Source organism: Streptomyces sp. NBC_00435 (genome assembly GCF_036014235.1).
Taxonomy (GTDB): domain Bacteria; phylum Actinomycetota; class Actinomycetes; order Streptomycetales; family Streptomycetaceae; genus Streptomyces.
On record NZ_CP107924.1, the window covers coordinates 2,295,241 to 2,309,530 of the forward strand.

Consider the following 14,290-nt stretch of genomic DNA (forward strand, 5'->3'; position numbering starts at 1 on the left):
GCATCCCTGGCGGCATCCCACTTGCACCGGGGGGCAGTTGTCCGGACCAGACCCGGGCATTAGGGGTGAAACCGCAGGTCGGCGTGATTGTCAGTGGCGGCCGTCACGATGGGAACACGCAATGACAGCGCAACCCGCAGGAAGCGACACCAGGCAACGCGAAGCGCCCGCAACGACAGGAGGTTCGTCATGGCCACACCGTCCCCGTCCCCTGTCCACCCCGTCCCGCGGAAGTCGGCGGCACCGCCCGCCGCACTCGACCTGCTCGCCAAGGCCCACGAGGGCCTGACCGAAGCCGCCCGGCTGACCCGGTCCAACGAGCGGTACGCCACTGCCCATCTCGCCGCGCTGCGCGCCGCGGCGGCCGTGCTCGCCGCGCGCGGGCGGCCCGAGCCGGTGAACCCGCGGCGCAGGCCCCGGATCCGCAGCGCGTGGGAGGTGCTCCCGGAGATAGCTCCCGAACTGGCCGAGTGGAGCGCGCTCTTCGCCTCCGGCGCGGCCCGCCGGGCGCGGGCGGAGGCGGGGATAGCGGGCGCGGCGACCGGCCGGGACGCGGACGATCTGGTGCGTGCCGCCGGGATGTTCCTGCGCCTGGTGGAGCGGATGCTCTCGCTCCGCCCGGTGTTGCCGTCCGGAGCGGCCCAGGCCCTCCCGCCGCCCCGCGCGGAGCGTCCGGACGCGGGATGACCTGCCCGGCAGCCGGAGGCCATAGGGTGGGCACGGACCGCACACCCTCCTCCGGCTGCCGCCGGGAGGTGCCCCCTACGCCGAGGAGCCAACAGCCGTGTCGGACACTTCCCGCCCCCGCGCCTCCCTCCGCACCGCCGTGGTGTGGGAGGTCCTCAAGGAGGCACTCGACCGCCGGGTGAAGGCGACCGGGCGGGACGTGCTGGACGTGCTGGACACCGGCGGCGGCACCGGCAAGTTCGCCGTTCCGGTGGCCCGCCTCGGCCACCGGGTCACCGTGGTCGACCCCAGCCCGAACGCGCTGTTCGGGCTGGAGCGCCGGGTCTCCGAAGCCGGTGTGGCCGACCTGGTGCGCGGCGTGCAGGGCGACGCCCAGGGCCTGCTCGACGTGGTCGAGCGCGAGGCGTACGACGTGGTGGTCTGCCACGGCGTCCTCGAGTACGTGGACGATCCGGCCGAGGGCGTGGCCAACGCGGTGGCGGCCCTGCGCCCCGGCGGCATCCTCAGCCTGCTCGGCGCCGGACTCGGCGGGGCCGTCCTGGCCCGCGCACTGGCCGGGCACTTCACCGAGGCCCGTACGGCCCTCACCGACCCGGCCGGCCGCTGGGGCGCGGGCGATCCGGTACCGCGCCGCTTCACCGCCGAGCAGCTCACCGCGCTGGTCGGCGGGGCCGGCCTGGAGGTCGGCGCCGTGCACGGCGTCCGGGTCTTCGCCGACCTCGTGCCGGGTGTTCTGGTGGACACCGAGCCGGGTGCGGTCGAGGCCCTGCTGCGCCTGGAAGAGGCCGCCGCGGAGCTTCCCGCTTTCCACGCGGTCGCCACCCAACTGCACGTCCTCGGCGAGAAGCCCGCCTGATCTGCGAACCTTCGGGGAACGCGGTACGCCACTCACCCTCCGAACCGGCCTCGTGACCCGTATGATCGGAGTCAGCCGTCGGCATGCCGAGCGGACCTCTGGGGAATAACGCCCTCAGCGGCCGTCGACACGGCCGTACGGCGCCTTTGAGACAGCGCCGCGCTTCCTCCAGGCGGTACTTTTTACGGGCAGTGTTTTTTTAGAACGTGGCGTAGAGGGCGGGTATCACGGGGGCGATTCCCCGCCTATCCTGAAGGGGACCCCTGGTCGCTACCCCCCGCGACCGACGGATGAGGAGGACTCCCGTGCCGCTCTCGGAGCACGAGCAGCGAATGCTCGAGCAGATGGAGCGAGCGCTGTACGCCGAAGATCCCAAATTCGCTACAGCGCTTGAGGGAAGCGGACTGCGCACGTACACCCGGCGACGGGTCTACCAGGCAGTCGCAGGCATCGTGGTGGGTATCGCGCTCCTCATGACCGGTGTGATCGTGCCGAACGTGCTTTGGATCAGCGTGGTGGGATTCCTCGTCATGCTGGGCTGTACGGTTCTCGTGGTCACCGGTTGGCGCAAGGCACCCAAGCCTGGTGAACAGCCCGCCTCCGGTAGTGCAGGCGGTTCGGCCCAAGGGCAGAGCCGACAGCGTCGGTCGATGATGACCCGTATCGAGGAACGGTGGCAGCGCCGCCGTGACGAACAGGGGCAGTAGGCCCTACTGACAGAACTCGGGTGAGGGGACGGCCGCCGGAAGGCGGCCGTCCCCTCACTGCTCTTTTCCTGCCGGATCCCCCGTTGTGCGACATGATGATCAGGTGAGTGTGCTCCCCCTGGTCTTCACCAGCGGCTGGGCCAGTGGGATCAACGCGTACGCCGTGGTCCTCCTGCTCGGCATCTTCGGCGCGACCGGACTGACCGACGAGGTTCCCGCGTCGCTGCAGCGCACCGACGTGCTGGTCGTCGCGGCGGTCCTGTTCCTCTGCGAGGCGGTGGCCGACAAGATCCCGTACGTGGACTCCCTCTGGGACACCGTCCACACGGTGATCCGCCCGGTGGCCGGGGCCGTGGTCGGAGCGCTGCTGGCCGGGCAGAGCGGCTCGCTCTCCGACATCACCGCCGGTGCGGTCGGCGGCTCCACCGCGCTGGCCAGCCATTTCGTCAAGGCCGGCACCCGAATGGCGATCAACACCTCGCCGGAGCCGTTCAGCAATATCGTCGTGAGCACCGCCGAGGACCTCGGCGTGGGCGGCATCGTCACCTTCGCGATGTTCCATCCGGAGGCCGCCGCGATCATCTGCGCCGTCCTGCTGGTCGCCGGACTCGCCCTGCTGATCTACCTCTGGACCCGGATCCGCCGCTTCCTGCGCCGCCGGGCCCAGCGCCGCGAGGAGAAGCGGCTCGCCGCCGAGGTCGCCCGCGTCGCTCGGTAGGCTCAGCGGCATGGCGGGAATTGCGGTGATCGGCGCCGGGATGGGCGCGATGGCGACGGCGGCACGGCTGGCGGTGGCCGGACATCGGGTGACGGTGTACGAGCGCGGGACGACCTACGGCGGCGCCGTCGGCCGGTTCGAGCGCGACGGCTTCGCCTTCGACACCGGCCCCGGACTGGTGCACCTGCCCGCCGTCTACCGCGACCTGTTCGTCAAGACCGGCAAGCGGCCGCTGGAGGAGTGCGCCGAACTGGTCCAGATCGACCCCGCGGTCCGCTACGTCCTGGCGGACGGCCGTACGGTCACCCTCCCGGGCGGCTCGCACGGCGGCGCCGCGGCCGCCGTCGACGCGACCTTCGGACGGGGTTCCGGGGAGCGCTGGAGCGCGGTCCTGGGCCGCGCGCGGGACGCCTGGGACGCCACCCGCCGCCCCCTGCTGGAGGAGCCGCTGCGCCCCGACCGGGAGGCCCTGGGCCGCGACCCCTACCCCGCGCTGCGCGGGAGCGGTCTGCTGCGCCGCCGGCCGCCGACCCTGGCCGAGGTGGCCGCCCGCGAGCTCGGCGGGGACGGCTTCGGCGAGCTGCTCACCGCGCGCGTCCAGGCGTACGGGATCGATCCGGCGACCGCGCCCGCCTCCGCGGCGGTGCTCCCCTACATGGAGCAGACCTTCGGCAGCTGGTACGTGCGCGGCGGGGTCCGCGAGCTGGCCACCGCCCTGTACGAACGGTGCCTGGAGCGGAAGGTCGCCTTCGAGTTCGGTGCGCCGGTACGGGAGGTGCTCGTGCGCGAGGACCGCGCGGCCGGGCTGCGGCTGGCCGACCGCACCGAGGTGGCGGCCGACAGCGTGGTCTGCGCGGTCGACCCCTCGCAGGTGCGCATGCCGCTCGGCCGGGACTCGACGCCCGCCGGTGCGGAGCCCGCCCGCTGGTACACCCTGTTCGCCGCGCTGCGCGGGGCCCGCGAAGACGGCGCCGCGCACCGCACACTGCTCGGTCCCGTCACCGTGCTGCGCCCCGACGACCCCGCCACCCGGCCGGACGCGGCCCACGAGGCCGTCACCGTGCACGCCGTGGTGCCCGGGGGCCCGGCGCCCGCGCCGTCCGCCGAGGACCTGCTGACGGCGGCCGGGCAGGCCGTCCCGGGGCTGCGGGAGCGGCTGCTGTGGCACGAGCTGCGCACTCCGGCCGATGTCGGGAAGGCCACGGGTTCCTCGGGCGGCCTGGTCCCCGCGCCCTCGCTGGCCGGAGCCGGGGGCCGGTTCCTCCACCCGGCGAACACCACTGGCGTGCCGGGGCTGTACCTCGCGGGCGGCTGGGCGCACCCGGGCGGCGGACTGGCGCATGCCGGGATGACGGGGGCCCTGGTGGCCGGGCTGATCGTGGAGGGCACGGACTTCCGCGGCTCCCGGTAGCCGCCGCGACGGCGGACGGCGGGAGCCTCGGCGCGGGCGCTAGTAGCGGTACTGCTCGTACTCGCCCGTGCCCTGCTGGGGGTACAGGTACGGCTGCTGCTCCTCCGCCGGGTAGGGCTGGTTCGCGTCGCGCTGCTGCGGGACCCAGACTCCGCCGGGCGGGGTGTCCATGGAGTACTGCTCCTGCTGGTACGCGTACGGGTCCGGGGCGTAGCCCTCGTACGGGGCCGGGTAGCCGTAGGAGGGCTGTGGGGCGACCGTGCCGCCGGTGCCGATGTACGGGTCGGAGTAGGCGGCGTAGACCTGCTGCTCGCCGGGGGCCGGGTAGCCCGTGGTGTAGTCGTAGCCGCTCTGGCCCTGCGGGTCGTAGTACGCGGCGTACTGGTGGGCGTCCTGCTCGGCCGGGGCGAAGGACGGGGTGAACGGCATGTCGAAGGCGGTGGTCCCGAACTCCCGGTCCTGCTGGGGGTCCCGGCCGCCCTGCTCGCCCTGGGTCCCGTAGGGCACGGGCCCCGCGGCGTAGAACTGCTGTGCCCCGGCGTCGCGGGAGCCGGACCCGGCCACGGCGTACTCACCGGAGTCGCCGGAGTCGTCGTCGGCCGCGTCGAACCCGTACTCCAGGGCCGTCACCTCGAGGGCCGGCTCCGGGCGCGGTCCACCGCCGCGGTGGCGCCGGCTCTGCGCGGACGCGGACGCGGGCTCGGTGGCCTCGGCGTCCTTGCGCCGGCGCAGCGCCCAGCCGGCCTCGAAGCCCTTGCGGAAGGAGAGGGTCACCAGCGTCTGGCCCACCGCGAACGCGACGGCGCCGGCCCCGATGACCAGCACCGACGGCAGTACGACGCCGGCGACCACGCCGACGAAGCCCGTGAACGCGAGCAGGCGCCAGCGCAGCCGGGCCTTGTACTGCATCAGGACCTCGGCAAGCAGCCACAGCGCGACGAATCCGAACGCGATGTAGAGGACCGTCATACCCATACGTGGCCCCTCTCGGTACGGCCGATCGCCAGGGAACGGGGTCGGCCGGTCAGGCCCGCTGGTGCAGGCCCAGGTTCTCGTAGATCTCGAGAGTCGCCGTGGAATTGTTCAGCGTGATGAAGTGCAGCCCCGGGACACCCTCGGACAGCAGCCGCGCGCAGAACTCCGTGGCGAACTCGATGCCAATGGAGCGTACAGCCGCCGGATCGTCCTTGACGGCGAGCATGCGCTCTTTCACCGCGTCAGGGAAGAGCGCGGTGCTGAGTTGCGGCAGCCGGTCGAGCTGCTTGATGCCCACAACGGGCATGACCTCGGGGATGATCGGGGTCTCGCAGCCCGCCTTCTCGACGCTGTCGCGCAGCCGCAGATAATTCTCCGGATGGAAGAACATCTGGGTGATCGCGTAGTCGGCGCCCGCGCGGCATTTGTCCACGAAGTGGCGGATGTCCGTGTCCCAGTCGTCCGAGCGGGGGTGCATCTCGGGGAAGGCCGCGACGCCGACGCAGAAGTCGCCCGACTCCTTCACCAGACGGACCAGGTCGGCGGCGTAGTGCACGCCCTCGGGATGTGCCACCCACTCGCCCATGGGGTTGCCCGGCGGGTCTCCGCGCACGACGAGCATGTTGCGGATCCCGGCGTCGGCGAACTGGCCGATGACGTTGCGCAGCTCGGCGACCGAGTGATCGACCGCGGTGAGGTGCGCGACCGGGGTCAGCGTGGTGTCCGAGGCGATCTGCTCGGTGGCCCGGACGGTGCCGCCGCGGGTGGAGCCTCCGGCTCCGTACGTGACGGAGACGAAGCTGGGGGCCACCGCCTCCACCCGGCGCAGCGCGTTCCAGAGGTTGCGCTCACCCTTCTCCGTCTTGGGCGCCCAGAACTCGAAGGAGTAGGAGCGCCCGGACGCGAGGAGGTCTCGGACCGTGTGCGCACGATCCGACCAGGTGGAAGCGTTACCAAGGGCCATACGGGCAGGTTAGACGCGCTCAGTTGCTCACCGAAGTGGTGTCCACGTATTGGACGCGGAAATGAGACAGCCGGCGGGGGCGCCCGGGTGGTTCGGGTGGTCCGGGTGGCCCCGGACCAGCTAGCCGAGCCGGGCGCGGATCCGCTTCGCGAGGTCGGAGGCGGCGGCGCCGGGGTCGGAGGCCTCGGTGAGGGCCCGTACGACCACGACGCGGGAGGCGCCGGCGTCCAGCACCTCGTCCAGATTCCCCGCGTCGATCCCGCCGATGGCGAACCACGGGCGGTCCTGCGCGAGGGAGGCCGCGTGGCGGACGAGCCCGAGTCCGGGGGCGTGGCGGCCGGGCTTGGTGGGGGTGGGCCAGCAGGGACCGGTGCAGAAGTAGTCCACGCCGGGCTCGGCCGCGGCCGCGTCGACCTCGGCCTCGGAGTGGCAGGAACGGCCGATGAGGATCTCCTGGCCGAGGATGGCGCGGGCGGCGGGCACCGGGATGTCGCCCTGCCCGAGGTGCAGGACGTCCGAGCCGATGGCGTGCGCGACGTCGGCGCGGTCGTTGACGGCGAGGAGCTTGCCGTGGCGGCGGGCGGCTTCGGCGAAGACCTGGTGGTGCTCCAGTTCCTCGCCCGCCTCCATGCCCTTGTCGCGGAGCTGGACGATGTCCACGCCGCCGGCGAGGACCGCGTCCAGGAACTGGGGGAGGTCGCCCTGCCGCTTGCGGGCGTCCGTGCACAGGTAGAGCCGGGCGTCGGACAGCTGGGCGGCGATGGCGGACATGGGTACCCCCGGGGTGGTGTGTCTCGTACGTACGCGGTGTGCGGGTCCCGGCCGGGACCCGCACACCGCGTGTGGCGTTGCGCTGTTCGTACGTCTCGTTGTACGTCTCGTGCCTCGTGGGAGGCGGAGTCAGCTCGAGTGGAGTCGGCTCAGATGGCGAGCGCCTGAGCGCGGCGCTTCACCTCCGTGCCGCGATTCTCGCTCAGCGCCTGCACCGGGGTGCCGGGCAGGGTGTCGTCGGCGGTGAACAGCCACTCCAGGATCTCCACGTCGGTGAAGCGGTCGTCGCGGAGCACGGTCAGCAGGCCGACCAGACCCTTGACGATCTTGTCCCCGTCGATGAAGGCGGCGGGTACCTGGAGGGAGCGGTTCTCGCCACGGCGCACCGCGAGCAGCTGCCCTTCCTTGACCAGCTGGCGAACCTTGGTCACTTCGATGTCGAGCATCTCCGCGATGTCGGGGAGGTACAGCCAGGCGGGAACAAGGGCATCGATCTTTGCGTCAATCTCGGTCACGGGCACAAGCCTGCCATCTCGGACTCGCTGCCGGTACCCGAGCGACCCCGTCCGGGGTCCGACCCCGTCCCGTCCGGGGTCCGACCCGGCCCCCGCCGCACCGCTCGGGCCGCCCGGAGCGGCTTCCGCCCGGGGCGCGGCCGGCCGCGGGGAACGCCTGCCGCCCCGGGACGCCGCCCGCCTCAGAAGACCGTCGACTTCAGGGCGACGGCCGGGTCGGCGACCTTCGCCGGATCCACCGGCACGCCCGATTCGATGAGGCGGCGGCCCTGCGCCAGGTCGCGCGGGCGGCCCACGGCGAGGACCGCGGCCAGCCGGCCGTCCCGCAGCCAGCACACCGACCAGCTCTCGGCCTCCGGGTCGCCGCGCCACAGCAGGGTGTCCGAGTCGCCGTGGTGGCCCGCGTACTGCACGAAGCGGCCGAACTGCTCCGACCAGAAGTACGGAACCGGGTCGTAGACCTGCTCCCCGGAGCCCCCCGCCACGATGTCGGCCGCCACCACGCGCGGCCCCTGCAGCGCGTTGTCCCAGTGGTGCACCAGGAGCCGGGTCCCGTAGCGCCCCGACGGGAACGAGGCGCAGTCCCCCACCGCGTGGACCCCGGGCACGGAGGTGCGCAGCCGCTCGTCCGCGACGACGGCGCCGTCCGGGCCGAGCTCCACTCCCGATCCCGCCAGCCAGTCCGTCGCCGGCCGGGCGCCGACGCCCACCACGACCGCTCCGGCCGGCAAGGTCCGCCCGTCGGAGAGCAGGACCCGGCCCGGCTCGACGGCGGCCACCCGCGCGCCGGTCAGCAGCGCGGCGCCCGCCTGTTCGTACCAGCGCCCCATCGGCTCGGCGACCTCCGCCGGCAGTGCGCCCGCCAGGACCCGGTCGGCCGCCTCGACCACCGTCACCTCGCAGCCGGCCTCGCGCGCCGCCGTCGCGAACTCCGCGCCGATCCACCCGGCGCCGACCACCACCACCGCCGAGCCGGCCGCCAGCACGGGCCGCAGCCGGGCCGCGTCGTCGAGGGTGCGCAGCAGGTGCACGCCGGGGACGCCCTCCGCGCCGGGCAGGGTCAGCGGCCGCGCGCCCGTCGCCAGTACGAGGACCCCGTACGGGACCGGGCCGGCCTCGGTGTCCACCTCGCGGTCCGCCGCCCGCAGGCCGGTGACCTCGACCCCGAGCCGGAGCTCGATGCCGAGCTCCTCGAAGTCGACGTCGAAGGCCGAGTCCTCGGCCTTGCCGAGGAGCACCGCCTTGGACAGCGGGGGCCGGTCGTAGGGCTGGTGGGGTTCGGCGCCCAGCAGGGTGACGGGGCCGGTCCAGCCCTGTTCCCGGAGGGCGACCGCCGTCTGGACCCCGGCCATTCCGGCGCCGACGACGACGACGCCGCGCTGAAGGTCTTCCGTCTGTTGCGTCTGCTCGCTCACGCGGCCCAGCCTAATCACCTGACGGTCCGTCAGGAATAGCGGGCGGGCACCCAGTGGGGACGGGAGCGGGGAGGCAGCCTTACCGGCCGTCGGCCACGGCGTTACTCTGGCCACCGTACCTATCGCGGGAGTCCGGGCGTACCGGGCTGAGAGGGAGGCTGGCCGGCCTCCGACCGTACGAACCTGATCCGGGTCATGCCGGCGAAGGGAGGGGCTGGACGCCCATGCATTCATCCAGGAAGAGCCGGAGTCCCGGCTACGACGTCCTCGTCATCGGGGGCGGCATCATCGGCCTGGTCACCGCCTGGCGGGCGGCCCGGCTCGGGCTGCGGACCGCGCTGGCCGATCCGGCGCCCGGCGGGGGCGCCGCCCAGGTCGCGGCCGGCATGCTGGCCGCCGTCACCGAGCTGCACTACGGCGAGGAGACGCTGCTCGGGCTCAACCTCGCCTCCGCCGCCCGCTACCCGCGGTTCGCCGCCGAACTCGCCGAAGCCAGCGGCGGCATGGACATCGGCTACCGCGCCTGCGGCACCCTCGCCGTCGCCCTCGACGCCGACGACCGGCTCCACCTGCGCGAACTGCACGCCCTCCAGCGCCGCTGCGGCCTGGAATCGGAGTGGCTGACCGGCCGCGAGTGCCGCCGCCTGGAGCCGATGCTGGCCCCAGGCGTGCGCGGCGGCCTGCGCGTGGACGGCGACCACCAGGTCGACCCCCGCCGGCTCGCGGCCGCCCTGCTGGCCGCCTGCGAACGGGCCGGGGTCGTCCTGCACCGCGCGAGGGCGGCGCGGCTGCTGACCACCGCCGACCGGGCCTGCGGCGCGGTCCTCGACGACGCGGACGCCACGGAACTGAGCGCCGACCAGGTAGTCCTGGCCGCGGGCTCGCTCAGCGGACGGCTGGACGGGGTGCCGCCCGAGGTCGTGGCCCCCGTACGGCCGGTGAAGGGGCAGGTGCTGCGGCTCGCCGTACCGCCGTCCTACGCGCCGTTCCTGTCACGGACCGTACGGGCCGTGGTACGCGGCAGCCAGGTCTACCTGGTGCCGCGCGAGAACGGCGAACTCGTCATCGGCGCCACCAGCGAGGAACTCGGCTGGGACACCACCGTCACCGCGGGCGGGGTCTACGAGCTCCTGCGCGACGCCCACGAACTGGTGCCCGGCATCACCGAACTCCCCCTGGTCGAGACCCGGGCCGGACTGCGGCCCGGCTCACCGGACAACGCCCCGCTGCTCGGCCCCACCGACCTTCCGGGGCTGCACCTGGCCACCGGGCACTACCGCAACGGGGTCCTGCTCACCCCCCTGACCGGGGACGTCATGGCGGAGCTGCTGACCACCGGCGAGCTGCCGGAGATCGCCCACCCCTTCACCCCGCGCCGTTTCGCCCTCACGCGTCAGGAGTCGTACGCATGACCAACTCCGTATCCGTCTCCGTCTCCGTCAACGGCGAGCCGCGCGAGATCGCCGCCGGGACCATGCTCGCCGCCGTGGTCGCCACCCTCACCCAGGCCACCAAGGGGGTCGCGGCAGCCCTCAACGAGACCGTGGTGCCGCGCGGCCAGTGGTCTTGCACCTCCGTGGCCGACGGCGACCGCGTCGAGGTCCTCACCGCGGTCCAGGGAGGCTGAGCGCCGTGGCCGACGACGCCTTCACGCTGGGCGGCCGGACCTTCTCCTCGCGCCTGATCATGGGCACGGGCGGGGCACCGAGCCTGGACATCCTGGAACGGTCGCTGGTCGCGTCCGGTACGGAACTCACCACGGTCGCGATGCGGCGCCTCGACCCGACGGTCCAGGGATCGGTCCTCTCCGTCCTGACCGGTCTCGGGATCTCGGTACTGCCGAACACGGCGGGCTGCTTCACGGCGGGCGAGGCGGTGCTCACCGCCCGGCTGGCCCGGGAGGCCCTCGGCACGGACTGGATCAAGCTGGAGGTCGTCGCGGACGAGCGGACGCTCCTGCCGGACGGGGTCGAGCTGCTCGACGCCGCGGAGATCCTGGTCGACGAGGGGTTCACGGTCCTCCCCTACACGAACGACGACCCGGTGCTGGCGCGGAAGCTGGAGGACGTGGGCTGTGCGGCGATCATGCCGCTGGGGTCTCCGATCGGCTCCGGCATGGGCATCCGCAACCCGCACAACTTCGAGCTGATCGTGGAGCGGGCCGGTGTGCCGGTCATCCTGGACGCGGGGGCCGGGACGGCCTCGGACGTGGCGCTGGCCATGGAACTGGGGTGCGCGGCCGTGATGCTCGCGTCGGCGGTGACCCGGGCGCAGCTGCCCGTACTCATGGCGGCGGCCATGCGGGACGCCGTGTCGGCGGGCCGCCTGGCGTACCGCGCGGGCCGCATCCCCCAACGCCGCTTCGCGGACCCCTCCTCCCCGACCGAGGGCCGCGCCGCCCTGGACCCGGAGCGACCGGCGTTCTGAGAGGGCGGGTTCAAGACTGGCGACGCCTCGGGCGGCTTCGATCTGCTGCCGTGTCGAGGCCCTCTCGCCCGATCGTTCGTGTCTGGTTCGAACGGCCTCGCGGCCTCTGCCGGGGCGGGGGCATCGTGCTGCAACACCTGGAGCGGCACGCCGAGGCCGTCAGCGAGGAGCCGCAGCACGTCCAGGCGGTTCACCTGCTGAATGCCCCGCTCGACCTGGGACAGCCAACTCGCCGGACGGCCGATGACCGTGGCGAGTTCCCCCTGGGTCATGCCCTTCTGCTTGCGCGGACCGGCCACTCGCGCACCATAGGCGCGCCGCTCCTCGGAACTCACTGCTGCGCTGCCAGCTTCCGGGCGGTCACGTCGAGGAACGTGACCTCGACACCGGCGAGGTACTGCTCCCGTTCGGCGAGGAAGTACTTCGTGTGTGGCTGCGCCTCGTGGACGTCGAACGCGGTGCGATCTGCATACAGCTCGTAGAACATCCGCACCAGAGGTTCGCCCTCCGGTACGTGCACCACGTAGGCCAGCGTGCCCGGCTCAGCGCTCTTGATGCCGTCCAGGGTGGCTGCACACAGCTCGTCAAATGCCGTCGCGGCTTCCTGGTCGCGCAGCGAGAAGCGCACGACCAGGCCGAATCCCTCGCTCATACGTGCCCCTTTCGAGCCGCGGCCAGTCTCACAGATACGCAGATCCTCTGCGAGTAACAGGTCTTCTTGACTCGCAGAGATGCTGCGCATCACTTCGTGGTCGTTTCTTTGGGGTTTTCCGGCAGTCTTCGCTTTTCCGTGGCGGCCCGGTCCCGCCCTTCCCCGGCCCCGCACCCACGAAGCCCCGCACCCCCCGGGAACCCGCCCCCGCGTCACAGCCGCGCTGCAACCCCCGGGGACCCGGGACGGGAGGGGGACGGGCACTCGTAGAATCGCCGGGTGGACACGACCCTGGATGACCCCCTCGTCGGGCAGACGCTCGACGGCCGCTACCGCGTGGACGCCCGCATCGCGGCCGGCGGCATGGCCACGGTCTACCGGGCCGTCGACACCCGTCTCGACCGCGTCCTCGCGCTGAAGGTCATGCACCCGGCCCTCGCCGCCGACGCCGCCTTCGTCGACCGGTTCATCCGGGAGGCGAAGTCCGTGGCCCGCCTCGCCCACCCCAACGTGGTGGCCGTCTTCGACCAGGGCACGCACGGCCAGTACACGTACCTCGCCATGGAGTACGTCTCCGGCTGCACCCTGCGCGACGTGCTCCGCGAGCGCGGCGCGCTCCAGCCCCGCGCGGCCCTCGACATCCTCGAACCGGTGCTCGCCGCCCTAGGCGCCGCGCACCGCGCCGGCTTCGTGCACCGCGACATGAAGCCCGAGAACGTACTGATCGGAGACGACGGCCGGGTCAAGGTGGCCGACTTCGGGCTGGTGCGCTCCGTCGACTCCGTCACGAACACCACCGGCTCCGTCCTGGGCACCGTCTCCTACCTGGCCCCCGAGCAGATCGAGAACGGGGTCACCGACACCCGCGTGGACGTCTACGCCTGCGGTGTCGTGCTCTACGAGATGCTCACCGGCGCCAAGCCGCACACCGGATCCAACCCCGCGCAGGTGCTCTACCAGCACCTCAACGAGGACGTCCCGCCCCCGTCGGCCGCCGTTCCCGGACTGCCCGTCGCACTGGACGAGCTCGTCTCCCACGCCACCGCGCGCAATCCCGAGCTGCGCCCCCACGACGCGGCCGCCCTGCTCGGGCTGGCCCTCGAGGGCCGCGCGCAGCTCAGCGACGCCGAGCTGGACGCCGTACCACCGCAGGCCCGCGCCGGGGAGCGGACCTCCGCCGAGGACCGCACCGGCGTGATCGCCCGCCCGGTGGCCGCGCACACCTCGCACCCCGCGCCCCTCTCGCACACCTCCCGGCTCACGGCTCCGCCGCTGCCCCCGCCTTCGCCCGCCCCGCGGCCGCGCCGTCCGGGCGTGCTGCTCCTCGCCGTCGGCGTACTGCTCTTCCTCGGCCTGGGCACGGGGGTCTGGTACATCAGCTCCGGACAGTTCACCAAGGTCCCGAACCTGCTCGGCAAGACCGAGGCGGAGGCCAGGTCCCGGCTGTCGCAGGCCGGCCTCGGTGTGAAGCAGGTCGACCGGAAGTTCAGCGTGTCCTTCGACAAGGGCACGGTGATGGACGCCGATCCCCCGGGCGGCAAGCGCATCCGCGGCAACGGCGCGGTGACGCTCACCGTCTCCCGCGGACCCGAGGTCGTCGCCGTGCCCGACCTGAAGGGCAAGCCGCTGGACGCGGCGAAGGCGGAGCTGACCTCGGCCGGTCTCGCGCCCGGGGCGGTCACGCAGGCCTTCAGCCAGGACATCGCGCAGGGCTCGGTGATCAGCACGGACCCGGCGGCGGGCCAGAAGCGGTCCCTCGACACGGCGGTGTCGCTGGTGGTCAGCAGGGGACGTCCCGTTCCTGTGCCGCGCGTCGTCGGCGCCTCCCCCGACCAGGCCCGTTCCGTCCTGGAGGGCCTCGGCCTGAAGGTGGAGGCGGCCCCGGAACAGGTCGACTCGCCCTTCCCCGCCGGTACGGTCGCCAACCAGTCGGTCGGCGCGGGCGCCCAGGCCGCCGCGGGCGACACCGTCACGCTCACCGTGTCCAAGGGCCCCCGCCAGATCCCGGTGCCTGACGTCACCGGCCAGCAGGTCGACGCGGCCCGCAAGACCCTGGAGGGTCTGGGCTTCAAGGTGAAGGTCGACCGGCCCCTCCTCTCCTTCAGCAACACCGTGGACGCCCAGTCGGTGCCCACGGGCCAGAGCGCCCCCGAGGGCAGCACGATCATCATCAGGACCAAGGGGCTGTAGCA

15 protein-coding genes, 1 pseudogene and 1 riboswitch are annotated in these 14,290 nt (G+C 73.1%); of the genes and pseudogenes, 9 read left to right on the forward strand and 7 right to left on the reverse strand.

What is annotated here, in order from left to right; all coding sequences use genetic code 11:
• The first annotated feature begins 108 nt into the window (after nt 1-108).
• The 5 genes from OG389_RS10500 to OG389_RS10520 all read left to right on the forward strand — a co-directional run bounded on the left by OG389_RS10500 (nt 109) and on the right by OG389_RS10520 (nt 4,379).
• A complete protein-coding gene (locus tag OG389_RS10500) occupies nt 109-687 on the forward strand; it encodes an SAV_6107 family HEPN domain-containing protein (RefSeq protein ID WP_443059244.1) in 579 nt (192 codons plus the stop codon).
• A gap of 97 nt (nt 688-784) precedes the next feature.
• Nucleotides 785-1,543, forward strand: coding sequence for a class I SAM-dependent methyltransferase (locus tag OG389_RS10505; RefSeq protein ID WP_328298206.1), 759 nt, complete (start codon nt 785-787; stop codon nt 1,541-1,543).
• Nucleotides 1,544-1,848: 305 nt separating this feature from the next.
• Nucleotides 1,849-2,250 (forward strand): DUF3040 domain-containing protein, encoded by a 402-nt coding sequence (locus OG389_RS10510; RefSeq protein ID WP_328298207.1) that lies wholly within the window; start codon nt 1,849-1,851, stop codon nt 2,248-2,250.
• A 103-nt stretch (nt 2,251-2,353) separates the two neighbouring features.
• Nucleotides 2,354-2,968 (forward strand): DUF4126 domain-containing protein, encoded by a 615-nt coding sequence (locus tag OG389_RS10515; RefSeq protein ID WP_328298208.1) that lies wholly within the window; start codon nt 2,354-2,356, stop codon nt 2,966-2,968.
• Nucleotides 2,969-2,978: 10 nt separating this feature from the next.
• A complete protein-coding gene (locus OG389_RS10520; RefSeq protein ID WP_328298209.1) occupies nt 2,979-4,379 on the forward strand; it encodes a phytoene desaturase family protein in 1,401 nt (466 codons plus the stop codon).
• Between the two features lie 39 nt (nt 4,380-4,418).
• Here the strand turns inward: OG389_RS10520 and OG389_RS10525 are convergent, their stop codons facing one another.
• From OG389_RS10525 to OG389_RS10545, 5 genes are all read right to left on the reverse strand, one after another.
• Entirely contained in the window at nt 4,419-5,354 is a 936-nt protein-coding gene (locus OG389_RS10525; protein WP_328298210.1) for a hypothetical protein, read from the reverse strand.
• A gap of 49 nt (nt 5,355-5,403) precedes the next feature.
• Nucleotides 5,404-6,318 (reverse strand): methylenetetrahydrofolate reductase [NAD(P)H], encoded by a 915-nt coding sequence (metF, locus tag OG389_RS10530; RefSeq protein ID WP_328298211.1) that lies wholly within the window; start codon nt 6,316-6,318, stop codon nt 5,404-5,406.
• 120 nt (nt 6,319-6,438) lie between these two features.
• Nucleotides 6,439-7,089 (reverse strand): thiamine phosphate synthase, encoded by a 651-nt coding sequence (thiE, locus tag OG389_RS10535; protein ID WP_328298212.1) that lies wholly within the window; start codon nt 7,087-7,089, stop codon nt 6,439-6,441.
• 149 nt (nt 7,090-7,238) lie between these two features.
• Nucleotides 7,239-7,604, reverse strand: a complete 366-nt coding sequence (locus OG389_RS10540) for an Rv2175c family DNA-binding protein (protein ID WP_214949864.1) — start codon at nt 7,602-7,604, stop codon at nt 7,239-7,241.
• 182 nt (nt 7,605-7,786) lie between these two features.
• Nucleotides 7,787-9,019 carry an NAD(P)/FAD-dependent oxidoreductase gene (locus OG389_RS10545; RefSeq protein WP_328298213.1) on the reverse strand — a complete coding sequence of 411 codons (1,233 nt, stop codon included), beginning with the start codon at nt 9,017-9,019 and terminating at the stop codon, nt 7,787-7,789.
• Nucleotides 9,020-9,133: 114 nt separating this feature from the next.
• Nucleotides 9,134-9,246: riboswitch (TPP riboswitch) on the forward strand.
• Here OG389_RS10545 and thiO point away from each other — a divergent pair.
• The 3 genes from thiO to OG389_RS10560 all read left to right on the forward strand — a co-directional run bounded on the left by thiO (nt 9,244) and on the right by OG389_RS10560 (nt 11,446).
• Nucleotides 9,244-10,431 (forward strand): glycine oxidase ThiO, encoded by a 1,188-nt coding sequence (gene thiO / locus OG389_RS10550; RefSeq protein ID WP_328298214.1) that lies wholly within the window; start codon nt 9,244-9,246, stop codon nt 10,429-10,431. (Overlaps the previous riboswitch by 3 nt.)
• Nucleotides 10,428-10,646, forward strand: coding sequence for a sulfur carrier protein ThiS (gene thiS / locus OG389_RS10555; protein WP_328298215.1), 219 nt, complete (start codon nt 10,428-10,430; stop codon nt 10,644-10,646). Before thiO ends, thiS begins: the two co-directional genes overlap by 4 nt.
• A 5-nt stretch (nt 10,647-10,651) precedes the next feature.
• Nucleotides 10,652-11,446 (forward strand): thiazole synthase, encoded by a 795-nt coding sequence (locus OG389_RS10560; RefSeq protein WP_328298216.1) that lies wholly within the window; start codon nt 10,652-10,654, stop codon nt 11,444-11,446.
• Nucleotides 11,447-11,589: 143 nt separating this feature from the next.
• Here the strand turns inward: OG389_RS10560 and OG389_RS10565 are convergent.
• Nucleotides 11,590-11,781: pseudogene (locus tag OG389_RS10565) on the reverse strand (helix-turn-helix domain-containing protein); the annotation flags it as partial.
• Complete coding sequence (locus OG389_RS10570) at nt 11,778-12,098, reverse strand: putative quinol monooxygenase (protein ID WP_328298217.1); 321 nt, start codon at nt 12,096-12,098, stop codon at nt 11,778-11,780. The pseudogene OG389_RS10565 and the gene OG389_RS10570, both read right to left, overlap by 4 nt.
• 279 nt (nt 12,099-12,377) lie before the next feature.
• On the opposite strand from OG389_RS10570, the gene pknB reads away from it, so the two are divergent.
• Nucleotides 12,378-14,288 (forward strand): Stk1 family PASTA domain-containing Ser/Thr kinase, encoded by a 1,911-nt coding sequence (gene pknB, locus OG389_RS10575; RefSeq protein WP_328298218.1) that lies wholly within the window; start codon nt 12,378-12,380, stop codon nt 14,286-14,288.
• The last annotated feature ends 2 nt before the right edge of the window (nt 14,289-14,290 follow it).

Bases quoted from the DNA above. Each gene is read 5' to 3' on its own strand.
- thiO (WP_328298214.1), top strand. From the start codon at position 9,244: ATGCATTCATCCAGGAAGAGCCGGAGTCCCGGCTACGACGTCCTCGTC.
- thiS (WP_328298215.1), top strand. From the start codon at position 10,428: ATGACCAACTCCGTATCCGTCTCCGTCTCCGTCAACGGCGAGCCGCGC.
- thiE (WP_328298212.1), bottom strand. From the start codon at position 7,089: ATGTCCGCCATCGCCGCCCAGCTGTCCGACGCCCGGCTCTACCTGTGC.
- OG389_RS10525 (WP_328298210.1), bottom strand. From the start codon at position 5,354: ATGGGTATGACGGTCCTCTACATCGCGTTCGGATTCGTCGCGCTGTGG.
- metF (WP_328298211.1), bottom strand. From the start codon at position 6,318: ATGGCCCTTGGTAACGCTTCCACCTGGTCGGATCGTGCGCACACGGTC.
- OG389_RS10570 (WP_328298217.1), bottom strand. From the start codon at position 12,098: ATGAGCGAGGGATTCGGCCTGGTCGTGCGCTTCTCGCTGCGCGACCAG.
- OG389_RS10520 (WP_328298209.1), top strand. From the start codon at position 2,979: ATGGCGGGAATTGCGGTGATCGGCGCCGGGATGGGCGCGATGGCGACG.
- OG389_RS10500 (WP_443059244.1), top strand. From the start codon at position 109: ATGGGAACACGCAATGACAGCGCAACCCGCAGGAAGCGACACCAGGCA.